This is a genomic window from Alishewanella sp. HH-ZS (assembly GCF_001704375.1).
Lineage (GTDB): Bacteria > Pseudomonadota > Gammaproteobacteria > Enterobacterales > Alteromonadaceae > Alishewanella > Alishewanella aestuarii.
Genome location: NZ_LZEJ01000015.1, coordinates 38,243 through 63,689 on the forward strand (window position 1 = coordinate 38,243; position 25,447 = coordinate 63,689).

Consider the following 25,447-nt stretch of genomic DNA (forward strand, 5'->3'; position numbering starts at 1 on the left):
TATGCAGAAGATTGTATTAGCCGAAAATTCACCGCTGTTACGCTCAGATTTTATCTTTGGTGTCGCCACCGCCGCCTTTCAGATTGAAGGTGCGGCCGAGAGTCGCGAGCCCTGTATCTGGGATACCTTTTGCGCCGAGCCTGGCCGCATTCGCGACGGCTCTGATGGGCTGGTGGCCTGCGATCATCTGAACCGCTGGCGTGACGATATTGAATTGATTAGCGGTTTAGGGGTGGATGCCTATCGCTTTTCCGTAGCCTGGGGCCGGGTCATTCGCGCCGATGGCAGTGTTAACCAGGCCGGCCTGCAGTTTTATCTGGATTTACTTGCTGAGTTGGAAGCACGGCAGATTAAAGCTTTTGTTACGCTATACCATTGGGATTTGCCGCAATATCTGCAAGATAAGGGCGGTTGGTTAAATCGGGAAACGGCCTATCGTTTTGCCGAATATGCCGAGGTGGTCAGTCAGGCCTTTGGCGATAAAGTTTACTCTTATGCCACCTTAAATGAGCCGTTCTGCAGCGCTTATCTGGGTTATGAGGCAGGTATTCATGCGCCGGGTGAACAAAACCGCCAGCATGGCCGGCAGGCGGCTCATCATCTATTGCTGGCGCACGGTCTGGCTCTACAGGTGTTGCGCCGTAACTGTCCAAAGGCATTAAATGGCATAGTGCTGAATTTCAGCCCTTGCTTTGCTGCGACCGAAGCCAAAGCCGATCAACAGGCCGCCTGGTTGGCCGATCAGTATCATAATCAGTGGTATCTGCAACCTTTGCTGGAAGGCAGCTATCCGGATCTGAGCGCCTACCTGGCGCCAGCTGAATTGCCGCAGATCGCTGAGGGCGATCTACAAATTATTGCCCAGCCGCTGGATTTTCTCGGCATTAATTACTATACCCGTACCGTGTTTACTGCCGGCAAAGATGACTGGTTTCATGATGTTAAACCGACACAACCGCCACTGACCGACATGGGCTGGGAAATCTATCCGCAGGGTTTAACGGAAATTCTGTTACAGCTACATCAGCGTTATCCGCTGCCGCCGGTCTACATTACCGAGAATGGCGCGGCCATGGTCGATCAACTGGTAGATGGCGAAGTACAGGATGCTGACCGACTGGCGTATTATCAAAGCCACTTAGTGGCGACCGAGCAGGCCATTGCTGCCGGCGTGAATGTGCGCGGTTATTTCGCCTGGAGTTTGCTGGATAATTTTGAATGGGCCGAGGGCTATGCCAAGCGTTTTGGTATAGTCTATGTCGATTACGCCAGTCAGCAGCGCATTGTGAAAGCCAGCGGCCGGGCATTGCAGCAACTTTGGCAAAGCAGAAAATAATAATAAGCAGCGCACTGCAACAGGGTAGAATTATGCTGAGCAAAAAAGAAAAAATCGCTTATGGCCTTGGCGATACTGCCAGCAACATCATCTTTCAGACGGTGATGTTGTTTTTAACTTTTTTTTATACCGATATTTTTGGCATTTCGCCGGCTGTGGTCGGCACCATGTTTTTAGTGGTGCGGATTATCGATGCCATCACCGATCCGCTGATGGGGGCGCTGGCAGATAAAACCCAAAGCCGCTTTGGCCAATACCGGCCTTATCTGTTGTATTTGGCGCTACCCTTTGCTTTTATTAGCGTATTGGCCTTTACTACGCCGGATTTATCGCCCAGCGGCAAAATCTGGTATGCCTTTATCACCTATACCCTGCTGATGCTGGCCTATACCGCTATCAATATTCCTTATTCGGCATTGGGCGGCGTGCTGACTGCCGATCCGGATGAGCGGGTGTCGGTGCAATCCTACCGCTTTGTGTTTGGTATGCTGGGTGGCTTGCTGGTTACTGCCTGCACCCTGCCCCTGGTGAGTTTTTTTGGGCAGGGCGATCAGGCCAAAGGGTATCAGCTGACGATAGCGGCAATGAGCGTGCTGGGTGTGCTGCTGTTTTTACTCTGTTTTAAGGGTACGCGCGAACGGGTTAAGCCACCTGCCGATCAGCAACTGACGTTAAAAGCCGGGCTGAAGGCATTGTGGCAAAATCCGGCCTGGCGGGTGCTGAGTCTGGCGGCTTTGCTGCTACTCATCGGCATGGTGTTGAAAAACACCCTGGTTATTTATTATGTGAAGTATTTTTTGCAGCGCGAGGATCTGGTGACCACCTTTATGACACTGGGTATGCTGGGCAATATCGCCGGTTGCGCCTGTGCCCAGTTTGTTGCCGCGCGGGTAGATAAGGTGAAAGCCTATATCGCCTTGCAACTGCTGGCCGCCGTACTCTGTGCTGTCGGCTTCTGGGTTGGTAGCAGTCAGTGGCAGCTGGCAATTGCCCTGCATATCGCCTGGTGTTTCTTTTTACAAATGGCGACACCAATGTTGTGGGCAAAAATGGCTGATGTGGTAGATTATGGTCAGTGGTTAACCGGTGTGCGCACCACCGGCCTGGTGTACTCTTCGGTGGTATTTTTTATTAAGCTGGGCCTGGCAGTGGGTGGTGCTTTAGCTGGCTGGTTATTGGCGTTTTATCAGTATCAGCCGGCGGCAGAGCAATCGGCGGTGACGCAACAGGGTATTTTATTGAGCTTTACGTTGCTGCCGGCGCTGGCTTCAGTATTGGTCGCCTGGGTAATGCGCTCTTATCCGTTGCACCGGCAGCGGGTGGCGCAGGTATCGGCCGATTTGGCGGCGCGCGAAGCCGCAATGAAAATCTGATTGAGGAAAGGATAAGTTCGCACTATGGCGACGATTTACGAAGTGTCCAAGCTGGCTGGTGTGTCACTGACCACCGTATCACGGGTGATGAACAACAATACGCCGGTTAAGGAGTCGACCCGGCGTAAGGTGCTCGATGCCATGGCACAGCTGGATTACCGGCCAAATAGTATTGCGCAGTCGCTGGCCTCGAATCGCTCGAACAGTATCGGGGTGCTGGTATCGGAACTGCACGGTCCTTTCTATGGTGCCATGCTAACCGGTATTGAAGCCGAATTTCGCGCGGCTGGCAAACATGTGATCATTACCGCAGGTCACAGTGATCTGGCCACCGAGCAAGACGGCATCGACTTTCTGCAAAGCCGTAATTGTGATGCGCTGATCCTGCATGTCGAGGCGGTATCCGATGACTATTTACTGCAGCTGGCCGCCGGTGATACGCCCTTTGTGTTACTTAACCGCCATATTCCGGCCATTGCCGACCGTTGTATCAGTTTAAACAACGAGCTGGGTGGCTATTTGGCTACCCGGCATTTGTTGCAGCAAGGGCACCGGCAGATTGCCTATATTGCCGGCCCGATGTGGAAAACCGACGCCCGCGATCGTTATCATGGCCATCAGCGCGCGCTGGCGGAATATCAGCTTACTGCTGATCCGGCACTATTTTTTGAGGGTGATTTCCGCGAAACCGGTGGTAGCAAGGGCTTAGAGAGCCTGCTGAAAACGGGTAAAGCCTTTAGTGCGCTGGTGTGTGCTAACGATGAGATGGCATCGGGCGCCATTACTGCCGCGCGTGAGCTTGGGCTTAACATTCCGCAGCAGCTGTCGGTAATGGGCTATGACAATGTCAATTTTGCCTATTACACCTACCCGAAGCTGTCGACTATCGATTATCCGATCAGTGCCATGGGGCAGATGGCTGCCCGCTGGGTGCTGCGCGAGGTATATCAGCAAGAAAGCAACGAGGTGCAGCAGTTATTTGAACCGGCGCTAATTAGCCGGGATTCGGTGCTGGCTGCCACTTAGTCCCTTGACTAGGTGCAGTTACTACGTAACCAGCGCCCTTGCTGACTCATTTTCATCTGTTCTTGTTGACCATCAAAGTCGCTGCTAAAGCTGGCCGTGCCCTGATAGGTTTTGCGATCGATAATCAGCATTTCACCACTGCCACTGCTTGGCGGCTCCGAGCTACACTGGAAGGTATAGCTAAAGCGGTTTTTATATTGCTGAGTCAGTTGTTGATTGCAGCCTTCCTGCTCCGGCAGCTTGCCCTGCTTCAGATCTTCTGCGGTCATACAAACTTCGATACTGCCATTCATGCCATCAAAGCTCATACCTTGTGCCTTTAGCATGTCCAGCATCATTTGCCGCTGCGCCTCTGGCATGGCGGCCAGTTGCTGCTGAAATTCCTGCATCATCTGCTCCAGCCTGCCGCTTTGGCTACTGACTTTAAAGCTGTGTTGCCACAGCCCCGGTTCCAGATCGAGTTCGATATTGGCACTGGCCATCATACTGACCAGTAACAGCGGGGTGAAAAGAAGGCGAATACGCATCAGGTTGCTCCCTGCAGTAGAGTGATTTATGGCAAGACTAGACCAATTTTCATTGTTCTGCCAGTCAGCTGTTGCTTAGCTGCAGGTTACAGCTGGGCCCAGTCAAACTCGCTAAAGCAGCGTATCTTATAATCGGCAATGGCAAATTTGCTGTGTTGCCATTCATGCTCTGCTGGAATGGCGACCACTGTCATCCCGGCGGCTTTGGCAGCCGTTACGCCGGCAAAGGAATCCTCAAAGACCAGACACTGCTCTGGAGCGACGCCAAGCTGGCTGGCCGCCAGCAGATAAATATCCGGTGCTGGCTTACCGCGACTGACCAGCTCTAAATGGCAGTGCGCCTGAAAATACTGCCGGATTTGTAGCCGCTGTAAGGTGGTATCCAGCAGCAGCTTAGGCGAGTTGGTGGCGACGGCCATCTTGAGCTGACGCCGTGCATTTTCGGCCAGCAGCGCCAGTAAGCCGGTTTTCGGTTCGCCGCTGCTGGCGACGCCAGAGGCAACAAAATCGATAATCTGTTGATGTACCTGCTCCGGGCTAAGTAAGGGCCAGGGTTGATGCTGATACCAGTGCGCGATGACCGCAGCCGTGGTAAGGCCGGTACTTTGTAGTAGTGGTGGCCGGCTAAAATCAACGCCCAGCCCGCCGAGAATTTGCTGTTCGGCCTGATGCCAAAGTGGCTCAGAGTCGATCAGCACACCGTCCATGTCAAAAATTACTGCCTGAAATGCCATAGTCATCCGACGTTATACCAATGGTTAGGGCCTGAGCAGTGGGATCTGATAGATATCGCCTGCTACCCGGCCGCGTTTAACATAATAAATACTGTCTTTATTGACACTGAACTGATGAACAAAATCGGCAACCAGCGGCATCACTATTTGGGTCTCGCCAGTAGTTAAAGAATATTGCCAAATCCCGGATTGCGGACGGTAAAAATACAACCTATCGTCCAGCAGTTGCCAGTTTAACCAGTTAATCAGATCAAAATCAGCCAGTAGCAGTTCTTCATCGCCGTCAGGCAGGGTTTTGCGCCACAAGCCCTGTTGGTGATAGCGGCTAAAGTACAGTTGGCCGTCCCGGATCATGCCACTATAGCCGCCGCCTGAGGTTAATTGCGTCAGGGTCTGATCTGCAGGCTGATACTGCCAGAGCTGCCAATCACCACTGCGATCGCTACTAAACACCAGCCCTGCCGAATCATCTGTATAGTTAACCACATTAGCGCCACTGGTATTGTCGAGCAGTTGGTTTGGCCGTCTGTTACTAAGGTCAACTTCATAGGCGGCGCCATCCTGGCTAAATACCAGCTTAGTTTGATCTGGAGCCAGACTGAGTCGGGTGAAGTGCGGTCCAGCCGGCAGCTCAGCGATGGCGGCCAGCTCGCCTGCTGCCGTTTGTTGCCAGATTTGATACTGGCCGGAGCGGTTACTGAGAAAATACAGCGTCTGGCCGTCACGGCTAATCCGCGGCATGGTATTCAGATACTGTGCTGCGATGATAGCGTCTTGCTGGCCATTGGCCAGCTGATAGCGCCAGATCCCGGATTCGGCCTGTTGCTCTGCCACGTAGAGCTGATTTGCCACAGCGACAAAGGACTGAATACGCTGCTTAGCCTGATACAGCGGCTGCCATTGTGCGGATGGCAGGTGATACTGATAAAGGGTGGTGTCAGAGCTGAGCAACAGTAATTCCGGGGTTAACCATTGTAGATGACTGATCGCAAAAGGCAGTTTTTGCCGATGCGTGCTATGCCAGTTGGGTGCTTGCATTACCAGCAACTCGGTAGCCTGATGTCCGATATAGCGGGCGCTGGCCAGGGCTTCTGGCGCAGAGCCGACTGCGCTTGCCGGTGCCGCCGCCAGGCTGATTTCGCCAGCCAGATTATCACTGGCCGGTGCAGTCAGTTGTTGCCGCTGACCGGTTGCTAACAGATAGCGAAACAGCGCATAGGGCTTGGTTTTATCCTCGCGTTGCCGGAAATAAAAGCCCTCACTGCTGGCCAGCCAACTGGCCTGAAACACGCTGTCCGGCGGGCAGCCAAACAATACACGCTCAGTGCGCTGTTGCAGATCCATTAAGCTAACTTCACAGCGCTGCTGCTGATGGCGCGCAAAGACGATCCAGCGTCCGCTGGGATCCAGTGCGGCCCCCTGATGCTGCAGACTATCCATGGTTAACTGCGTTGCCTGCCCCTGTTGTAACAGCCAGATTTGACTGTGATTATGCGGATCAAGATGATGAAACAGTAACTGCTTGGCATTAGCGCTGATTGAAAACTCTGACCCCTCCAAATGCGTGAGCCGGGTTAACGGCGCACCACTGCCTAGCCACTGTGGGGCCGAGTCGGCCCGGAACCAACTGATGGCTAACCAACCAAGTAATGAAACCAATACCAGGCTCACGCCAATCATCACGGCGCCTGTTCTGGATTTGTGCTGATACTCAGGGCTGTGATCCGCCGGGCTAACTGGTGCGGCCAGGCGATAGCCCAGTTTCGGTAGAGTTTCAATATAAGGTGTGGACGGATCGAGATTGGCAAAGGCCTTTCTTAGCAATGAAATAGCCCGGTTTATCGCGCCCTCACTGACTACGCGTCCCTGCCACACCTCTGTGATTAATTGGTCACGGCTGACCTGGCCTTGTTCGGCGTTTACCAGTAATTCCAGCAAGGCAAAGAGTTTCGGCTCCAGATAGATCCGCTGCTGCGCAGTACAGAGTTCCCGACGTGAGCGGTCAAAGATCACTTGTCCAATATTCAAAAATTTTACGTCGGTCATTATTTTGCCCGGATATTCTGCATTAAGCGGCGCCCGTAAGCTTTTTATCATCTAAAAATCAGCTACACCGCTGTCGGCTAAGGCCGATGCTCACTAAGTTGGTAACTGACTTATGTTCAGGAGGTTACTATGCAACAGTTTCGGCCGATTTTCATTTTATTTGCGATAATGTTAACTGCTTGTGGTGGTGGCAGTAAATCGACCACGGGGACTGTCGTTACCCCCGGCGGCGGCAACACCAATAATGTGATCTTGGGTTCACGCAGCTATATTCTGGCTTTGCCGGCCGGATTTGAGGCCGATAAAGCATACAAGTTGTTATTGGCTTTTCATGGTTCAAGTGGCTCGTCTGCGGGCATGCAGCAAATTGCTGGCTTCGAAAAATTATCCGGTGACTATATTCTGGCGTATCCGCAATCAGAGCAAATCGAGTGGAATGAGGGCTGCGGTTGTAATATTGCACACCGGCTGGGTGCCGATGACCTTGGCTTTGTTGACCAGGTGATCGCCGATATTGCTAAAAAATACCGGCTGCAACCGGGCGAAGTCTATGCTGCCGGCTTCTCGCAAGGCGGCTTATTTACCCAAAACCTGGCCTGTAACCGCAGTACGGTGTTTAAAGCGGTCGCCGTCGTTGCTGCGCCGATGTCGAAACAACTTGCTGAGGATTGCTACCCTACCCAGCCTGTTTCCGTGATGATGGTGATTGCTAAAGATGATGGTGTATTGCCTTACTATGGCATGTTCCATCCGAATTTCGCATTGATCAGTGCCGAAGCCGCAATACGCTTATTTTCACTACGCAATCGCAGCTTACCTGAGCCGATCAAACGGAGCCTGTCGAACCAGGTTGAGCTGACTGCCTATACCAATGGCGTCGAAAAAGCGGAGTTGTATGCAATAAATAAAGGTGGGCACCAATGGCAGTTTAGTGGCTTTAATACCTCAGGCGAAGTGTTGCGCTTTTTCGCCGAGCTGAATAAGCCGACCTTGCCGCAGGGCTCGCAGCGGGTTGAGGTAGCTGGGCAGGGTTATCATGTGCGCAGCTTGGGGCAAACCACAACGGGACCCGCTGTGATCTTGCTGGCCGGACCGAATCAGAATTACCACAGCGACAGTGCCTGGTATAGCCTGCTGCAGCCTATGCTGGCACAGCAGTATCGGGTGCATGCCATTGACCGTTTGGGCAATGCCTGGAGTGACGCAGATCCTGAGCTGTCCTATCAACGCTTTGCGAAAGATTTACCGGCGATTATCAGCGCCCTGGGTGAGCAAGACATAGTGCTGGTTGCCTTTGCCAGCAGCAGCATCAGTGCCAGACTATTGTTACAGCAGGATAATCCGGGCTTTACTACCCAAGGTTTATTACTGATAGATCCGGATATTCCGTTGAGCCAATCGGTTGCGAGCTACAGCGGCTATCCGGTTGACTGGTATCAGGCAAATTTAGCTGCCTTGCTGCCGCATCTGGCCGAAGGACGCTGGACGCAGCGTACCGCCGACAAACTAGCAACAGAGCGGCAGCAGGTCGCGCAATTAGTACCGGCAGCGTATCAGCATTTGATGGATTGGCAGTACTTCGATTTAGTGCAGCAACAGCGGCTGCTGGTAGGGCACCAGCAAAGCCGGGCTCGCGAAATAGCGAACTATGCCAACGATTTACAGCTTTACAGCGAACTGGAGCTACTGACCTCTGTGCCGGTAACTATTATTGATACCGAATTCGAATTGGCGGAGATAGTAAAAAATCCGGACCAGGCAGCCAGCTATCAGCAGATGCGTGCTGAGGCAGCACAATGGGGGCAGCGCCAAGCTGAGGTTTCCGGTGGCCACTATATTGCGGTAGCCCAACAGGAGCATTTACTGATGCTGCAACAGCCAGAGCAGATTTTGCAGGCGTTGCAGCGGATGATCGAACCAAAACTATAACCAACCTTTTTGCCGCGCAATGCGCGCGGCATCAACGCGGTTAGCCGCGTTAAGTTTGCTGATGGCTTCCGACAAATAGTTGCGGGCGGTGCCTTCGGCAATATAGAGCGCACTGGCAATTTCGCCGGTGCTTTTACCTTCAGCTGCTAACCGTAGTGCCTGGCGCTCTTTTTCGGTTAACGGGTCCTGCTCACCCAGTGAATTGAGTAACAGCTCACTGTCGACCACTTTTTTGCCTGTCATCACCTGTTGCATCGCCTGCACCAGCTGTTCGACCGGCGCATCTTTTAATAAAAAGCCGCCGACGCCGGCATCCATCGCCCTTTTGACATAACCTGCGCGGCCGAAGGTGGTAATAATCACTACCTTGGTAGCCATCTTTTGCTGTTGTACGTACTGCGCCAGTTCAATACCGCTGGCGCCCGGCATTTCAATATCGGTGAGCAGCATATCAAAGCTGTGTTGCTTTAACTGTTGTAAGGCTGCGTTACCATCCACCGCTTCCGTCACCTGCATATTGGCTTCTAAGCGCAGTAAAGAAGCTAAGGCAGTGCGTACCATTGCCTGATCTTCAGCCAGTAAAATATTCATAGCGGCTCCTGTAGCGGTAAATCAATGATAGCCCTAAAGCCAGAGCCGTGTTCTAACGTTAACTGTGCGCCAATCGCAGCGAGGCGCTGCCGCAGGCCGGTTAAACCGTTGCCTTCTTTGAATGCTGCGGCTTTGCCGTTGTCGGTAAGTTGCAGCTGTAAGCGATGGTTGTTTTGCATAAAACCTAATTGACAGCTATCGCCCTGGCTGTGACGCATAATATTAGTAACGAGCTCGGTCAGCGCCAGAATCACTGTGGTTTCACGGCGGCTATCCAGTTGTGGGATCTCACCGCTCAGTTCGACCTGAAAGCCGGCATCACGTAAGCGCGACAGTAGTTTCGCCACTTCGGCAGTTAACCCCTTATGTTTAAAACCAGAGACACTTTGCCGCACCTGACTTAATGCATCGCGGGCGATAGCGCTAAGTTCGCTCAGTTGCTGCTGTGCTGCTTCTGCTTGCTGGCGTGCCAGCAGTTTTTCCGCCAAATCAGCTTTTAAGATAATGCTCGACAGGGTGTGCCCTAAGATATCGTGCAGATCACGGCCAATCCGTTCGCGCTCGACCATGGCTCCCAGTTGCTTGATTTCGTCATGACTTTGTTGTTCCTGACGTAGGCGTAATTGCCGCTGTTGCTCAACTCTGCCCAGCAAGCTAACGCCTATTACAACAGGCAAACCAAGCAGTAAAAAGTATGGCCAGAGAATGAGACCCGTCACATCCAGCGTGATCAGGATGGCGCAAAGTGCAGCCATCAGTAACAGATAAAGCCGCAATGTACAGGCAAAGCCAATAAAAAATCCGGCAAAGCTAAACATGCTGATGGCTCCTGGGTTTATAGGAGCAATCAGGGTTGCAATCACCACCATGCCCAGCACGGGCCACAACATCTGTGAGCTATTTTGTCGGTACGCTACAAAATAGCAGTACAAAAAGCCGATAAGTGTCACAACCATGGCTGCGTAATGCCATAGCTGGTAAGGGACAAAGAGCAAAGGAGCCAGGAAAAGCGTCAGATTTAACAGGTAAACCCAGCTCATTTTTTGTTCTAACCGCAGGTTCATCTTGCCACTTCCAGTTGTCCGTTGCTTTGCTGACGGTTTAACCGCTGCCAGCGCCTTTCCAGAGTAAGAATACTGATTAAATATATCGCAACAATCACCAGCGGTATCATTACGAGACTATGCTCCGGAAAGAAAACCCAGCAGAGTGTGCACAATAGAGTGCGGGCGACAGCATGGAAGAGGCCAATCCAGTGCTGAATAATCCAGCCCAGAGGTAGCCACATTAATCCGGTTAAGACCCCCACCGTGAATGGTAGCGAGCGGTAATCGGCCAGGAAAAATGGAATTGCCAGTGCGTAGACTAAAAACGCCATACCGACACCATGCAAAAATAAGGCGTCAAACGGGTTTTTCTGCTTTTTATTAAAGTTGAGACTTTCGCCGGTAAAACGGGCAAGCAGCATACCCAGATAAACAATGCCACCGGTGCCGAGAAAGATGGCAAGCGTCGCCTGATAAGGCGGTAATAACCAGCCAGTCAGTGCCAAAGTTAACCAGACCAAAAGCCCGCTTAACGGCATGGCCAGAAAACGTCTGTTACTAAAGTCTGTTCGTTGCTGTTCTAAGGTGTATTGCTGCATTTTATTACCCTCCATCTTGCTGGTAGGTAAAGTATCTGCTGTGAATGGATTGCCGGGCAGTGTCAGCTGTCAGGACTTTGTCATGACAAATGTCATCTGTATCGTTCGACAAGATCACCGCCAGCAGAGAGCGGTGATCTATAGCCTGGATGAGCTGCTGTGTTGAGACTAGCAGTGGCAGGCACTAACCAGAACTTAAGCTTAGCGCTTCCCTTAGGCACTAACTCAGTTGGTATTTCTCCAGCCGGTACAAAAATGCTTTATAGGGTAGCTGCAGTAGTTTGGCTGCCTGGGCGCGGTTGCCGTTGCTACGCGATAGCGCCTGCAGCAGGCAGTCGCGCTCATGTTGTTGCCAGTTCAGGCCCTCCGCCGGTAATACAAAGCCGCTGCTGACGGTAGCTGCGGTGTTAAGATCGGCTAATAGTTCGCGCTCATCCGCCAGTAACACAAAACGCTCAATGCGGTTTGCCAGTTCACGCACATTACCGGGCCAGGGGTAGTCCATTAGTTGGCGCAGCGCGGCTTTACTCAGCTCTGCTGCCGGCAGCTGATAGCGTTGCTGGCTTTTTTGTAAAAAGTGCTGGATCAGTCGCGGGATATCTTCCCGTCGTTCGCGCAATGCTGGCATGTGCAGTGGCACTACATTTAAGCGGTAAAACAAATCCTCCCGAAAGCGGCCTTCCTGCACCGCCTGTGCCAGATCCTGATGGCTGGCCGCAATCAGTCGCACATCCAGGCTAATTTCCTGATGACTACCCAGCCGTGTGACCTTACCTTCCTGTAACAGTCGCAACAGTTTGGCCTGCAGCGCGGCCGGTAGCTCGGCCACTTCATCCAGAAACAGGGTACCGCCATTAGCGGCTTCAAATTTCCCGGCTTTACTCTGATGAGCGCCGGTATAGGCGCCTTTTTCGGTACCGAACAGCTCAGCCTCGGCCAGTTGCTCCGGAATTGCACCGCAGTTAATGGCGATAAAGGGACCCTTGCGCCCGGATAACTGATGCAATGCTCGGGCAGCCAGCTCTTTGCCGGTGCCACTTTCGCCGCTGATCAGCACAGTGGCGTGGCTGGCGCTGATACGATTAATGCGCTGAAACAACTGCTGCATACAGGGCGCATGGCCAATCAGCTCGACCAGTTGCTGTTGCTCGCTTAACTGTTCGGTGAGTTGTTGATTTTGCTGCCGTAACCGCCAGGCACTGAGGCCCTTGCTGATTGCCAGCAACAGCTCCTGCCGTTTAAACGGCTTGGTCAGGTAGTCGTCGGCGCCGGCTTGAATGGCTTCTACCGCATGGCTGACCGAGCCATAGGCCGTCGCAACCACAAAGCCCAGCTGCGGATAATGCTGGCGCAGGTACTGCAGTACCTGCAGGCCACTGCCCTGACCCAGTTTCCAGTCACATAGCACCAAATCCAGCGGCTGTTGCTTGAGGGCCAGAATCGCAGTTTCGACACTGTCAGCGCTCTGTACCTGATAGTCCTCAGCACGTAGTAACTCACACAGCAATTGACGCTGCTGCGCATCATCTTCTACTACCAGTAGCCGCTCAGTCATGCTGTTGTGTCCTGTTAAAAGTGAGTGTTGCTACGCAGCCGCCTTGCGGATGATTGTGTAACTGCACTTCGCCCTGATAATAGAGTTTAAGTAAACGGCTACACAAATACAGCCCCATGCCAGCCCCTTCGGCTTTGCCGGAACAATGTGGCTGAAATAAGCGGCTGGCAATAGCCGGATCCAGCCCTGGGCCCTGATCCCGGATCTGAATTTGCAGTGCGGTTGGCTGCGCCCTGACCTTAATCGTAAGCTCGCCGCCAGGCGGACTGGCCTCAACGGCGTTGGCCAGTAAGGAATGTAAAATGGTTCTAAGCTCAGTTTCTGCGCCTGGTAGCCGCGCCTCCAGATCACCGGCTAAGTGGATCCGGGTTTGGTCTGAGCTAAATTCCAGTAGTAAATCCTGTAGTACCGGCTTTAGCGCCACCAGCTTACTGCGCTCAATATCGGCACAGCTTAGCGTCAGCATTGCGGTCAGGCTGCGGTTGATATGCTGCATCTTGCGCTCGGCCTGCTCAGTTAAGCGTTGACGTAACGCAGGGTCATCACTGCTGGCAACCTGCTCCAATAACAGATTCAGAGTATGCAGCGGGTTGCGCAGCGCATGCACCATGCCGCGGCTGATTTCGCCCAGCTCCGCCAGATGTTGTTGCTGTTGCAGCCGTTGGCTTTGCTCGGCCAGTTCGGCCAGCCGGACACTCATCTGGTTAAACTGGTCGCTAACATAACGGTACTCGCTTAAGCCGCTGACCGGCACCTGCTGTCCAAGCTGACCTTGCTGTAAAGCCCGAAACCCCTGTACCAGATGCTGTAACGGCTTAATCAGACGATGCCCCAGTAGTAGTGCTATCAGTATCGCCAGTAAGGTGGTACTGACGATCAGCAGCACCGCGTAGCGGCTAAATTCAGCTAACAGCGGCGTACTTCTCGCCTGCTGGCGCCGCAGTTGCAACTGTTCCAGTTGTTGTTTTAATTGTTCAGGTTGAATCTGGGTGCGAATACGCTGCGCTGCCTCGCGTGCCAGCTCGGCCTGGCGCATCTGATCATTGATCAGCCGGACATCCAGCTGTTTACCCTGATGCTCAATTTCAATAATCTCGACCCGCGGTCGGGCCGTAGGAGCCGGTGGTACGGGTGGTAATGGTGCCCATGCCAGTTGTTCCAGATTGGCTGCGGTTTGCGACAATACTACCCGGGTAATTTCGGTACTTTGTTCTGTGACCTGTTGCGCCAGCTGCTGTTCCAGCCGTTGTAACAGCCAAATTTGGCCAAGCGCCATTAACGCCAGCAAACAAATAATACCCAGGCTCAGCGCCCAGCGGATTGACATAACGAGGTCCTGCGTACTTTGAGAATAGTTTTAGCTTACAAAGCTTATACCACTTTGCCCAGCAAGAACTTTATATGTTTAATCAGCTGCTTAGCGAAAGTGTGATTAAGGTGACGCTCGCAGATCTGCCGAAATGGGGAAACTGATGTGCCGATATCAGGAGATCAGATAACGGCAATATTGTAACACTATGAATTACAATGATAAAAATTATGGCATTAAACTTTCATTAGCAGTTGGCCCAATCAACAGGAGATTAAGTTATGCGTGTAACCTTATTAGCGACCCTGATCGCCCTATTAACCGGCTGTGCTATGCCAAAAGCCCAGGCAGAGCCGGCACCGGAAGTGAGCAAAGAGCAGGAAACCCGTATTGTGGTGTTGCAGGATGGCGAGAAACGCGAGCTGCGTTTTAGCGGCAGCAACTGGCGGGAAAGCGCTGAGTGGCAAGCCTTACTGCAAGAGCTAGCACCGGAGCAGGCGGCACGGCTGGAAGCGCTGCTGGCCAAGGCTCCGTTACCACCGCTGCCGCCGTTACCAAAAAATGTCGAAATCATTGAGGAGAACGGCGTCCGGCGGGTGATGGTGCTGGATGCGGATGGTCAACCGCTGGAGCAAAAAATCATCAAAATTCGCGCTGAAGCTGCCGGCCACCGCTTTGAAGCAATTAAACGGCTGCTGGAAAGCGCGGAGCTGAACAAAGAACAACTACTGGAGCTGCAAAAAATCCTCGACGCTAAACACTGATTAGATGCAGGCCAGCACTGCCGTCCCAACCCGGCAGTACTGGCTTGTCCGGCATCGGTAGCGTTGCCGCTGTGATGCCAGTCAGAACCGGCCTTCCCAGCTTAGCGCTAACGCCGGCTCGATACGATCACCTTTAGCAATGCCCGGCCAGTGGCGATGTGTCAGCGCGGCTGTGATGCTTAGCTTTCCATCCTGCAACTGATACTGATAAGTCGTTTGCGCCTGTAGCACCTGTTCGTATCTACCGGGTGACACCTTGTTACCTCCGGGTTCACTCAGATCAAGACCATCAAGATTCAGGCGTAGCCAGCGAACTTTGTTATGCCAGCTGATCTGAGTTGCCAGTGGCGTAATAATGCCGGCGACCCAGGTCAGGGCATCATTATCATAGGTGCTGCCAAGGCTTTGTCGGTAATAACGGTAGCCATCGAGGTGAAAGCTATGTTCATACAGGCAGTTATACAGCTTGCGGCTCTCGGCTGAGCAGCCGACCTTGGTATCGGAAAATTCCAGGTAGATGCGGCTATCCAGCGCCTCCAGGTAGATATCCGCGCCGAGCAGAAAAGCGGTGTTAATCAGGCGCCGTTTTTCGCGGTGAAAGTCTTCAGCGGTGACCTGAGCATAGAGGCCGTAAGGCACGCCTGCGATAACATCCGACCAGCGGATATCATAACCGGCCAGCATATTTTCAGTGCCTTGCTCACTGCCGCCTTGAAATAAATCCTGCCACCAATCTGAGAGGCCATTGCCATAACCTTCGCCCCCCCACAGCATAGACCAGGAGGTGCCAATTTCCAGACCTGCTAACGGCTTGGCGGAAGCCCGTGCTGCCCAGAGCCTGGCATTTGGGATGGCCCGTTCGCCCTCTAACTGCCCAAAGCCGGTAGTAAAGGTCCAGGGGCCCAGCCAGCGTAGCAGCGGCAGATCCAGAGCCTCAGAGTTGTAACGGGTCAGGCTGAGCATGGGTACAGGCCTGGCATTCTGGCTAAGTTGTAACGAGGTATCCCAGGATGGCCCCCAGTAGCGGTCCAGACTGCCGGCACTGATAATCCAGTTACCCAGCCTGGCAGCGAGGTAGCTATCATCTGCACGCCAGCGTTGTCCTTCATCGCCCCGGGTTGTGGTTGCGGCGGCAAGTTTACCGCTCAGATGTTGGCTGCTGAACTGATAACGCACTTGGACAGCGGCTTTGTCGCGGAAATGGTCGCCAAAGCTGTAAAAGCGGTTTTCGCTGGTTGCCGCATCTACCTGATAACTAAAGCCGAGCTGCTGATCTTGTTGCCAGGCTGCCAGCAAACGTTGTCTGGCGGCTTGTTGCCGGGTACTCAGCGATTGTGGATCCAGCGCCTGCAATTCTGTTGCGATAGCTGACCATACTAACGGATAGGTGTTCAGGGGTTGTGACAATAAGCGGTGATCGGCCAGAAACTGCAAGTCAGCCCTGACGGCAAGTTCACTGGGTTCAATCCACCATTTAGCGAAGGCAGGTGGTGCAATCAATAGCGCCAGACAAATCAGATATTTCATGAAAAAACCATAATAGGACGGCAGGAGCGGTGCTGGCACCGCTCCTTTACAAAAAGATAGAAAACATTATTTCTAACATACAAAGATGAACAACGGATTAACCTTGTTGCGATACACAGTTCGCCGGGTAAACCGCTATTACCAGGGCAACTCGCTGCCGTTGCTGTGAAAAAACCAGCCACTACGGCTGGCATCCAGCTCATTGATGCGCTGAATTATCCGGCTGGCGGCTTCATCCGGGCTGATATCACCGGCAAAACCAACCATCTGGGTTTGCACAAAGCCAGGATGGTAAATACCGACATAAATGTTACGTGGCGCTAGATCACGGGCCAGGGACACACTGCCGGCATTCAGTGCGGCCTTTGCCATGCGGTAACCATAGTAAGCTCCCGAGCCATTATCGCTGATAGAACCCATGCGGCTGGTGATCATGGCAATTTTGCCGCCGTTTTTGATGGCTGGCAGTAACAGCTGACTGAGTGCCAGTGGCGCCAGTGCATCAACCTGAAACTGCTGTTGGATCCGGCTCAGATCAAAATCGTCCAGCGTTTCGTTGCTAAAGATCCCGGCGTTGTTGATCAGTAAGTCGATACTATTGGCGGCGAACTTGCCGGCCAGTTGCTGCAGTTGCCGGTTATCGCCGAGCTCAATGCCGCTATAGACGGTGGCACCACTTTGCTCCAGCTCGTCTGAGCTGTGGCGGCATAACACGCTGACCAGATTGCCACGCGCCAGCAGCTGTTTAACCAGCGCCAACCCAATACCTTTATTACCCCCAGTGATCACTATATGTTGCATTTTCGCGCTCCTGCTGCCAGTTCTGGTGTTTGGTCTGCGCCGCTGCTGCAGCAACTGACCAGGCATTTAGATAAATTAGGTACAACTTTGCCGATATCGGGTTAGCATCGCGCAATATCAAGTCTGATAGTTGAATTGACCCTCAGATTATCTGTGGTTAGAGTGAAACTTTAGCGGGCAGATAATAACGAGAACTATGACCAGCAACCCAACCTATGTCCTGGCGCTGGATTTTGGTACCCAAAGCGTCCGTGCCATTATTGTCGACGACAGCGGTAATATTATCGCCAAAGGTCAGCAGGCGATGCCGCCTTATCACTCACCTGAGCCCGGTATGGCGGAGTTGCCGGTCAGTGCTTATTGGCAAACCCTAAGCGCAGCCTGTGCCGATTTGTGGCAGCGCAGTCCGGTCGCTGCCAGCGACATTGCGGCCGTTACGCTGACCACCCAACGCGGTACTGTGATATGTCTGGATAAAGACCAGCAGCCGCTTCGCCCTGCTATTTTGTGGTTAGATCAGCGCACGGCCACGCTGTTGCCGCGCCTTGGCAGCTGGCGCAGTGTGTTCTGGCTAATGGGTATTACCGCAATCGTCGAGCGTTTTCAGCGCCGGGCGTCGTCAAACTGGCTCGCTGAGCAGCAGCCACAACTGTGGCAACAGACCGCCCATTATGTCTTGCTCTCCGGTTACCTGACCTTACAACTGACCGGGGAGCTGGTGGATTGCAGTGCGGCCCAGGTTGGCTACCTGCCCTATGACTTTCAACAGCAGGGCTGGGCCAGCCGTTTTAGCTGGAAGTGGCAGGCGTTATCGTTAAAACCAGCGCAGTTGGCGCCATTAAAGCCCCCAGCCGAGGAATTGGGCAAGCTGACCAGCACCGCCGCGCAAACGTTGGGACTGCCTGCCGGGATCCCGCTGTTTGCAGCCGCTGCTGATAAGGCCTGCGAAGTCTTGGGCTCTGGCGGCTTAACGCCCGATACCGGCTGTATCAGCTATGGCACTACAGCCACCATCAGCACAGCCAATCGGCGCTATATAGAACCCGGCCCCTGGTTGCCGGCTTACCCGGCGGCTCAACCCGGTTTCTACAATACTGAAGTGATGATTTACCGTGGCTTCTGGCTGGTAAGCTGGTTTAAGACCCAGTTTGGTTTGCAGGAGCAGCAGGAAGCGGCGGTGCTGGGCATCGCGCCAGAGCAGCTGTTTGACGAACTGCTCAAAGCTGTGCCGCCCGGCAGTATGGGGCTAATGTTGCAGCCTTACTGGTCACCCGGCATCCGCGAGCCCGGGCCGGAAGCCAAGGGCGCCTTAATTGGCTTTGGCGATGTGCATCAGCGCGCTCATGTCTACCGGGCGCTGATTGAAGGTTTGGCCTATGCCTTGCTCGAAGGCCGCGAGCGTTTAGAGCGTCGCAATGGTGTAAAGATGCAGCGGCTGCGGGTATCGGGAGGCGGCGCGCAAAGCGAGCAAATTCTGCAGCTGACTGCCAATGTGTTTAATTTACCGGTGGAAAGGCCGCATACCAGTGAAACCTCAGCGCTGGGCGCTGCTATCACTGCCATGGTGGGATTACAGCGTTATGCCGATTTCAGGCAGGCGCAGCAGGCGATGTGTCAAAGCCCGCAGCGTTTTTTACCAGAGCCGGCCGTGGCGGCACAATACCAACGCCTGTATCGCGAGGTGTATTTAAAAATGTACCGCCAGTTAAAGCCGCTGTATCAGAAAATCCGCGAGATCACCGGTTATCCGCAGTAAGTTGCTTGCTATTGCGCGCTAGCTAATCAGTGCCGAAAACTGCCAGTTATTTGGCCGGTTCTGGTTATACTGAGGCCAATTCGTTACCGGAGCCGGTTATGGTTTTTTCTGAGACAGAGTTGCAAATTTTCCAGCAGGCCCGCTTAGCACGCGATGCGCGCTTTGATGGCCGCTTCTTTGTCGCGGTAACCAGTACCGGGATCTTTTGTCGCAATATTTGTCCGGCGCCGGCACCCAAAGAGCAGCATGTCCGGTATTACCCCTCTGCCGTGGCGGCGCTTGCTGGCGGTTTTCGTCCCTGCTTGCGTTGCCGGCCAGACAGCGCTCCCGGATCCGCGGCCTGGCGTGGCACAAACAGCACCCTGACGCGGGCACTGCGCTTGATTGACGAAGGCGCCTTGCAGCAGAGCGCGATGCCGGCACTGGCCGCACGACTGGGTGTCTCAGAGCGTTACTTACGGCAACTGTTTAACCGCCAGTTGGGGCTGTCACCCAAGCGTTATGCGTTATTACAGCAACTGCTGCTGGCGAAACAACTGCTGCAAAGTACCGCCCTGCCAGTGACTGAAGTGGCGCTGGCTAGTGGTTTTCAGAGTATCCGCAGTTTTAATGCGCAGTGTAAACAGGTCCTGAAACTCAGCCCCGGTGAAATTCGCAAGCGCGAGCTGCCCGCCGCAACCGGAATTAGCTTGTTTTTAGCCTATCGTCCGCCTTTTGCCTGGCAGCAGTTACGGCAATTTCTGCAGGCACGGTTATTATCGGGGTTGGAGTGGGCCGGCAATGATTATTACGGCAGAACCTTTACTTTGCGGCAGGCTCAGGGCCATTTTACGCTGTATCATCAGCCCGATTTACACCGTTTTCGGCTGCAGCTGGAGCTGGATCAATGGCCGGTATTGCCGGCCGTATTGCAACAGATCCGTCGCTTGTTCGATCTGGATGTGGACATTAATCAGGTCGAGCAGCATCTGGCCCCGCAGTTGGCCCGGCTACCCGGCTATTGCCAGGGCCTGCGCTTACCCGGCTTATGGAGCCCTTTTGAAGCTGGAGTGCGGGCAATTCTAGGGCAGCAAGTTAGCGTGCAGGCCGCCCGGCAGCTATTAAATACGCTGGTAAAACAGCTGGGTGAACCCTGTGGCGTGGCGGCTGCTATGGTGGAGGCGCCGCGTTTCTTTCCTACTGCGCAAGCAATCGCGGCTAGTGAATTAGGTTTTTTGAAAATGCCGCAGGCGCGGCGGGATACCTTGCGTCGCTTTAGTGAACATATGCTGCATGATACCGAGCCGGATAATATCGACCGCTGGCAACAGCTAAAAGGTATTGGCCCCTGGACCTGCCAGTACGCCCGGATGCGCGGTTTGGGCGATCCGGATATCTGGCTGGCCGGTGACGCCGGTATTAAGAACGCTCTGCAGCAAACTGAGCTGGCGTTAACTGCAGAGAGTGGCCGGCCCTGGCGTAGCTATTTAACCCTGCAGTTGTGGCAGTCGCTGGCAAAACAGCCGCTGGCTGAATAGGAGAGTGAGAATGTATTACAACTATCTGCACAGTCCATTGGGACTGATTGAAATTGCGGCTAACGAGCAAGGTCTGACGGCTGTCAGCTTTTGTACTGCGGCGACACAGCCTTGCAGTGAGCACCCGCTGCTGCTGGCGGCCAAAACGCAACTGGCTGCCTATTTTGGCAAAGAGCTGACCGAATTTGATTTACCGCTGGCCGCAACCGGTACCGCCTTTCAGCAGCAGGTCTGGCACGCCCTGACCGGGGTGCCCTATGGTCGCACCGCCAGCTACCGTGATATCGCCATCGCCATTGCGAATCCTAAAGGCGTGCGAGCCGTCGGGCTGGCCAACAGTAAAAATCCGCTGGCGATTATTGTACCCTGTCATCGGGTGATTGGTGCTAACGGTACTTTGACCGGCTATGCCGGCGGGCTGGATAAAAAAGCCTGGTTACTGGCGCACGAGCAATGATGGGCGGCAGCTACCGCTGCCGCCAGTTGGATCAAGGCTAGGCTTCTACCCCGGCATTTTTGAGTTGCTGCTCCAGGGCGGCAATTTTTAACTGCGCCTGTTTGTTGGAGAAGGTTAAACGCTCAATGGTCGAACTGCTGTTATCTTTGACAAAGGTTAGCTGCTCTTCCAGTTTCAACACATGTTGCTGCAGCTGAGTTTTTTCCAGTAAGGCTTGCTGCTGGGCTTCGCGCAGTTGGTTGGTTTCTTCGCGTTGCAGTTTGATGGTCTCGCGCTGTCTGGTCATATTGGCGGCAGTCACTTCGCTTTGCTCTTTCAGCATCACGTTAGCATCACGTAAATGTGCCAGTTTGCTTTCAAACACCTGTAACTGGGCACGCAGCCGCTGTAATTCCTGCTCTTGCGCGGCGAATTCATGTTCAGAGCGCATTTCTGGCAATTGCGCAGTCAGTGACTCCAGTTGCCGGGTTTGGTTGGCGATTTGCTCGGCCTGCTCCTCTATCACTTCTTTCGCTTCTTTCAGCTGTTCAAGATAATGTTCCTGAGCCTGCTGCAGTTTAACCAGTTGCTGCTCCTGCTCGGCCAGTTGTGCCTGCGCCTGGTTAAAGGCTGCCAGTTGTTTTGCCGCGTCTTCCTGTTCCTGTTGCAGCTTTTTCTGCTGATTGTCATAGGCCTGCTCGGCCTTTTGTAATTGCTGCTCCAGCAAGGCAACCTGTTGTTTCTGCTGCGACAACTCCTGTTGCATCTGCTCCAGCCGTTGCTCCAGTTGAGTTACATGCTCAGATTGTTTTGAGCTGGATGAGGAGTGCAGCTCATTATAGGCAAGCTGCAGGCTGTCAAACTTCTGGGTCAGGATCTCCAGTTGCTCAGTTGCCGCTCTGGCGGCCTCATGAGCCGTGGTTTTCTGTTGTTCCAGCTGATGCAACTGTTGTTTTAATTGACTGATATCGGCCTGGTGCTGATTCAGGTTTTGCTGTAACTCATTCAGTGCTTTCTGGCGTTGGGTTGCTAACTTTTGTGCATCAGTAAACTGTTGATGCAGGTCACTGTTGTCAGCATTTTGTTCCTGAATTTGCTGTCTTAGCTGATTGAGCTGCTGTTGCAATTCCGCATACTGTTGTTCGTGCTCGGCCAGTTGCTCGGCATTAAGCTCTGTTACCGGCATTGGCGCTGCTGCAATAGTTGGCGCAGATTCTGCCGCCACCATCGCCGCAGTCTCTGTTGCTGTATTGTTCAGACTAACAGTTTCTGGCTCATGAGCTGTCTCTTCGGGTGTTTCGGTTACCGCAGCCGTTACCTCAGCAACGGTTGGAGTTTGCTCCTCGGTCGCCAGCTCATGCAGCGCCTGCTGCAATTGTGGGTCTTCTGTGTTGCTATCTGCGCCGCTATGCTGTTCTGGCTGATCTTTCTCAACCTGCTGGCGTTTCCCAAGTTGTAATAATTTTGATAAAGAACCCGGTACTTTTTCTGACAGCGAAGAGAGTGCGCTCAGGCCCAGGCCACCTTTCGCGGCCTTGTCCTCATGATCGGCAGGCGGTTGATAATTATTTTTACTACACCACTGATCAAAGTGCACCATGATGCTGGTGCGGCTGCCACCGATCTGTTTAATAAGGCGTTCCAGAGTGATCGGCTGACCGCTTTGTTGTAATTGTTCACAGGCTGCTTTTACTTCATTGTAATTTGCCATGTCTTCCTCTGGTTTTTCACAAAAATGGATGCTCAGCATACTTATTTTTAACTTAAACGGAAATAGACATTTTGTGCTAGTTTCAGCACTTTTCTATTCGGGGTAAAAAAGCTGAATGCCGCGTTTTATCTTACTTGTCACGCTTTAAAATCAGGGTTTTGCCAGCAGTTCCGGCCGGGCTTCGGTTATGAATGAAAGTTCGTTATGATAGAACAGTGGCAGTGGCCCATATTAGGAGGAAAACATGAAAAAGGTATTGGCATTAGTGGCGTTAACTGGTCTGTTGTTAGCGGGTTGCGCCCCGGAAGTTGGATCAAAAAAGTGGTGTAAAGCCATGGAAGCCAAGCCGAAAGGCGACTGGACCGCCAACGAAGCGAAAGATTTCGCCAAGCACTGTCTATTTAAAACTGAAGATTAAAGCGCGCAGAGCCAGCAGCCGTTGACTGTTGGCTCTGTAGTTCAGGCGCGAAGCTTTAATCAGGCGAAGGTCAGCACCAGACTGATAATGACACCACTGATTAGTAGCTGCAGCAGACAAAAGCCCATAATGTCCTTCGCTTTTAACCCGGCAATTGCCAGTACGGGTAGTGCCCAGAATGGCTGAATCATATTGGTCCAGGCATCGCCCCAAGCCACGGCCATCGCGACCCGATTGACATCGGCGCCCAGCTCTAATGCCGCAGGCAGCATTACCGGTGCCTGCACCGCCCATTGGCCGCCACCGGACGGCACAAAGATATTGACGATACCGGCACTGATAAAACTCCAGAACGGTAAACTCTGGGCACTGGCGAAACTGACAAACCACTCCGACATACTCTGCGCCAGCCCGGATTGAATCATTACTGCCATAATGCCGGCATAAAACGGGAATTGGATCACAATACCGGCACCACCCTGGATCGCCTGTTGCAGGCTGTGCAGTAACCGCCGCGGCGTGCCGTGTAGTACTATCGCCAGAAAGATAAACAAATAGTTGACGATATTCAGGTTTAAACTGCCACCTTTGACAAAATACTGCACCAGATAGGCGATACCGGCAAATCCCACTAACAATGCCAGCAGCATACTGTTTTCCAGTTTATCGGCCGGCCGCTCATTACTGCCGGCCGGTGCCGGTTGATCCTGCAATTTAGCCGGGTCGACATAGATGCTGTCAGCGGCTTTGGGTAGCATTAAGCGGTTAACCAGCGGCACCGCGATAAACAGGATCGCGAGCAGCAGCAGATTAAAACTGGCAAAGATGGTGTCAGTCGTTGGAATCAGACCAATCAGGTTTTCGCTAAAGTGCCCCGGTGTGGCAATGGTCAGCGGCACTGAGCCTGCTAGGCCGCCATGCCAGACAATAAAGCCAGAATAGGCACTGGCTACCAGCAAGCGGTAATCGACCTGAATCTGTCGTGCCAGAGCTTTGGCAAATAAGGCGCCCACCACCAAACCAAAGCCCCAGTTCAGCCAGCTGGCCAGTAGTGAAATCAGTGTCACCAGTATAATGGCCTGGCCCGGACTTTTTGCCAGCGCGGCCAAACGATTCAGTAAGCCGGTGACCAGTGGCGTACTGGCCAGCATATAACCTGCTACCAGCACCAGTAACATCTGCATCGAGAAGCTGAGCAGGCCCCAAAATCCATCGCCCCACTGCGTGACAACCGCCAGCGGGCTTTGTTGTTCAAATAACATGGCGGCAGCAAATACCACCAGGGTTAACAGCAACACAAAAATATAGGGGTCGGGCAGATAGCGTTCGACCAGTTTTACAAAGGGTTTAGCCGCAGTATTTAGCATAGGAGGCTCGCTTATCGCTGTATAGATGTGCTTTACCTTAAATCATTTAGTTAGCCCATGCCAATTCGCAACTGACTCTACCCTGCTGTTAGGACCAGCTGGCAATGATATTGGCGGTTTTTTGGCTGGCTTCGATAGGGCGATTTGCAGTATGCTTGGCGCTCTGGGTCAGAAACGGATACAACAATGCAATTTACCAAGATGTTTGCCGGTGCGGCACTTTTAGTGGGTAGTCTGCTGCCCTTTTACACACAAGCGACCATAGTACAATTTAGAACCTCGTTAGGGACCTTTGAGGTCAACCTGTTCGATGAAACTACGCCGGAAACGGTAGCGAATTTTTTAAAATATGTCGAACAGGAACGCTATCACAATTCGGTGATTCACCGCATGGTGCCTGACTTTGTGGTGCAGGGTGGTGGTCTGTACTATCCCGGTGAATTGCCATTAAAGGCTATTCCTACCTTTGCCGCGGTAAAGAACGAGAAAAAGTGGTCCAACCGTCGTGGCACTATCGCCATGGCAAAATTGGACGGCCAGCCAGACAGTGCCACCAGTCAGTGGTTTTTTAATATAAAAGATAACCATGCCGGTAACGCTCAGTTAGATGCACAAAACGGTGGTTTCACTGTTTTTGGCCAGATCTCAGAGCAAGGATTGGAAATTTTGGATGAAATTGCCAAGTTAAAACGCTTTAATATGGGCGGTGCCGCGACCAGTATCCCGCTGCGTGATTACACGGCAGCGGATGCCGCGGCAGGTAAAACGGTGACTATCGATAATCTGGTGATGATAGAAACCGTAGTGGTTGTCGACGCCCGGCCGGATACCGCTGCTGGTTTGTCTCCAATTCCAAATGAAGCTACGGTTTTGCCGCCAACAGTAGAGGAAGGCAAAAAAAGCTCCGGCAGTATGCACTGGTTAGTGTTGCTGCTGTTACCGCTGGCTCTGTTCCGCCGTCAAATCCGCCGGTAAAACTATTGCGGCAGTCAGTCCCCCGACTGCCGTAGGTGCTGCGATATGTTGGCGCGATCCACTCTCAGGCAGCTCGAACTCACCCCGATAGATCGAGCTGCACT

At 53.1% G+C, this 25,447-nt stretch carries 22 protein-coding genes; 10 read left to right on the plus strand and 12 right to left on the minus strand.

Features of this window, described 5'->3' with window-relative positions:
• Position 1 precedes the first annotated feature (1 nt).
• Genes A9165_RS07810 through A9165_RS07820 form a run of 3 tightly spaced genes read left to right on the plus strand, consistent with a single transcriptional unit; the run spans position 2 to position 3,735 of the window.
• Positions 2–1,336 carry a GH1 family beta-glucosidase gene (locus A9165_RS07810; protein ID WP_065955483.1) on the plus strand — a complete coding sequence of 445 codons (1,335 nt, stop codon included), beginning with the start codon at positions 2–4 and terminating at the stop codon, positions 1,334–1,336.
• A 32-nt stretch (positions 1,337–1,368) separates the two neighbouring features.
• Positions 1,369–2,709 carry a glycoside-pentoside-hexuronide (GPH):cation symporter gene (locus A9165_RS07815; protein ID WP_065955484.1) on the plus strand — a complete coding sequence of 447 codons (1,341 nt, stop codon included), beginning with the start codon at positions 1,369–1,371 and terminating at the stop codon, positions 2,707–2,709.
• Positions 2,710–2,733: 24 nt separating this feature from the next.
• Entirely contained in the window at positions 2,734–3,735 is a 1,002-nt protein-coding gene (locus A9165_RS07820) for a LacI family DNA-binding transcriptional regulator (RefSeq protein WP_065955485.1), read from the plus strand.
• An 8-nt stretch (positions 3,736–3,743) separates the two neighbouring features.
• Here the strand turns inward: A9165_RS07820 and A9165_RS07825 are convergent, their stop codons facing one another.
• The 3 genes from A9165_RS07825 to A9165_RS07835 form a co-directional block, all read right to left on the minus strand.
• Positions 3,744–4,262, minus strand: a complete 519-nt coding sequence (locus tag A9165_RS07825; protein WP_065955486.1) for a DUF3617 family protein — start codon at positions 4,260–4,262, stop codon at positions 3,744–3,746.
• An 86-nt stretch (positions 4,263–4,348) separates the two neighbouring features.
• Positions 4,349–4,996, minus strand: a complete 648-nt coding sequence (hxpB, locus tag A9165_RS07830) for a hexitol phosphatase HxpB (RefSeq protein WP_065955487.1) — start codon at positions 4,994–4,996, stop codon at positions 4,349–4,351.
• 24 nt (positions 4,997–5,020) lie between these two features.
• A complete protein-coding gene (locus tag A9165_RS07835; RefSeq protein WP_176714603.1) occupies positions 5,021–7,042 on the minus strand; it encodes a winged helix-turn-helix domain-containing protein in 2,022 nt (673 codons plus the stop codon).
• Positions 7,043–7,171: 129 nt separating this feature from the next.
• Here A9165_RS07835 and A9165_RS07840 point away from each other — a divergent pair, with 129 nt between their 5' ends.
• Entirely contained in the window at positions 7,172–8,971 is a 1,800-nt protein-coding gene (locus tag A9165_RS07840; RefSeq protein ID WP_065955489.1) for an alpha/beta hydrolase, read from the plus strand.
• On the opposite strand, the gene A9165_RS07845 is transcribed toward A9165_RS07840, so the two are convergent.
• The 5 genes from A9165_RS07845 to A9165_RS07865 all read right to left on the minus strand — a co-directional run bounded on the left by A9165_RS07845 (position 8,966) and on the right by A9165_RS07865 (position 14,089).
• Positions 8,966–9,562: a response regulator transcription factor gene (locus A9165_RS07845; RefSeq protein WP_065955490.1), complete on the minus strand. Its 597-nt coding sequence runs from the start codon at positions 9,560–9,562 to the stop codon at positions 8,966–8,968. The genes A9165_RS07840 and A9165_RS07845 overlap by 6 nt on opposite strands.
• Entirely contained in the window at positions 9,559–10,626 is a 1,068-nt protein-coding gene (locus A9165_RS07850; protein WP_065955491.1) for a histidine kinase, read from the minus strand. The genes A9165_RS07845 and A9165_RS07850 overlap by 4 nt, the downstream gene beginning before the upstream one ends.
• Entirely contained in the window at positions 10,623–11,207 is a 585-nt protein-coding gene (locus A9165_RS07855) for a hypothetical protein (protein WP_065955514.1), read from the minus strand. Before A9165_RS07855 ends, A9165_RS07850 begins: the two co-directional genes overlap by 4 nt.
• A gap of 220 nt (positions 11,208–11,427) precedes the next feature.
• Complete coding sequence (locus A9165_RS07860) at positions 11,428–12,762, minus strand: sigma-54 dependent transcriptional regulator (RefSeq protein WP_065955492.1); 1,335 nt, start codon at positions 12,760–12,762, stop codon at positions 11,428–11,430.
• Positions 12,755–14,089 carry a sensor histidine kinase gene (locus tag A9165_RS07865; protein ID WP_065955493.1) on the minus strand — a complete coding sequence of 445 codons (1,335 nt, stop codon included), beginning with the start codon at positions 14,087–14,089 and terminating at the stop codon, positions 12,755–12,757. Before A9165_RS07865 ends, A9165_RS07860 begins: the two co-directional genes overlap by 8 nt.
• Before the next feature lie 263 nt (positions 14,090–14,352).
• On the opposite strand from A9165_RS07865, the gene A9165_RS07870 reads away from it, so the two are divergent.
• On the plus strand, positions 14,353–14,835 hold the full coding sequence (locus tag A9165_RS07870; RefSeq protein WP_065955494.1) for a hypothetical protein: 483 nt from the start codon (positions 14,353–14,355) through the stop codon (positions 14,833–14,835).
• 81 nt (positions 14,836–14,916) lie between these two features.
• Here the strand turns inward: A9165_RS07870 and A9165_RS07875 are convergent, their stop codons facing one another.
• A complete protein-coding gene (locus A9165_RS07875) occupies positions 14,917–16,362 on the minus strand; it encodes a capsule assembly Wzi family protein (RefSeq protein ID WP_065955495.1) in 1,446 nt (481 codons plus the stop codon).
• A 138-nt stretch (positions 16,363–16,500) separates the two neighbouring features.
• Positions 16,501–17,163, minus strand: coding sequence for an SDR family oxidoreductase (locus tag A9165_RS07880; RefSeq protein ID WP_065955496.1), 663 nt, complete (start codon positions 17,161–17,163; stop codon positions 16,501–16,503).
• 196 nt (positions 17,164–17,359) lie between these two features.
• On the opposite strand from A9165_RS07880, the gene A9165_RS07885 reads away from it, so the two are divergent.
• The 3 genes from A9165_RS07885 to A9165_RS07895 are packed head-to-tail and all read left to right on the plus strand — an operon-like array spanning position 17,360 to position 20,893.
• On the plus strand, positions 17,360–18,919 hold the full coding sequence (locus tag A9165_RS07885; RefSeq protein ID WP_065955497.1) for an FGGY-family carbohydrate kinase: 1,560 nt from the start codon (positions 17,360–17,362) through the stop codon (positions 18,917–18,919).
• 29 nt (positions 18,920–18,948) lie between these two features.
• Positions 18,949–20,436 (plus strand): DNA-3-methyladenine glycosylase 2 family protein, encoded by a 1,488-nt coding sequence (locus tag A9165_RS07890; protein WP_065955498.1) that lies wholly within the window; start codon positions 18,949–18,951, stop codon positions 20,434–20,436.
• A gap of 10 nt (positions 20,437–20,446) precedes the next feature.
• Positions 20,447–20,893 (plus strand): methylated-DNA--[protein]-cysteine S-methyltransferase, encoded by a 447-nt coding sequence (locus tag A9165_RS07895; protein WP_065955499.1) that lies wholly within the window; start codon positions 20,447–20,449, stop codon positions 20,891–20,893.
• 37 nt (positions 20,894–20,930) lie between these two features.
• Here the strand turns inward: A9165_RS07895 and A9165_RS07900 are convergent, their stop codons facing one another.
• A complete protein-coding gene (locus A9165_RS07900; protein WP_065955500.1) occupies positions 20,931–22,583 on the minus strand; it encodes a hypothetical protein in 1,653 nt (550 codons plus the stop codon).
• 244 nt (positions 22,584–22,827) lie between these two features.
• On the opposite strand from A9165_RS07900, the gene A9165_RS16585 reads away from it, so the two are divergent.
• Positions 22,828–23,001, plus strand: coding sequence for a DUF3012 domain-containing protein (locus A9165_RS16585; protein WP_008606306.1), 174 nt, complete (start codon positions 22,828–22,830; stop codon positions 22,999–23,001).
• A 59-nt stretch (positions 23,002–23,060) separates the two neighbouring features.
• Here the strand turns inward: A9165_RS16585 and A9165_RS07905 are convergent, their stop codons facing one another.
• Positions 23,061–24,368 (minus strand): short-chain fatty acid transporter, encoded by a 1,308-nt coding sequence (locus A9165_RS07905; RefSeq protein WP_065955501.1) that lies wholly within the window; start codon positions 24,366–24,368, stop codon positions 23,061–23,063.
• A gap of 186 nt (positions 24,369–24,554) precedes the next feature.
• On the opposite strand from A9165_RS07905, the gene A9165_RS07910 reads away from it, so the two are divergent.
• Positions 24,555–25,343, plus strand: coding sequence for a peptidylprolyl isomerase (locus A9165_RS07910; protein ID WP_065955502.1), 789 nt, complete (start codon positions 24,555–24,557; stop codon positions 25,341–25,343).
• Positions 25,344–25,447: the final 104 nt, after the last annotated feature.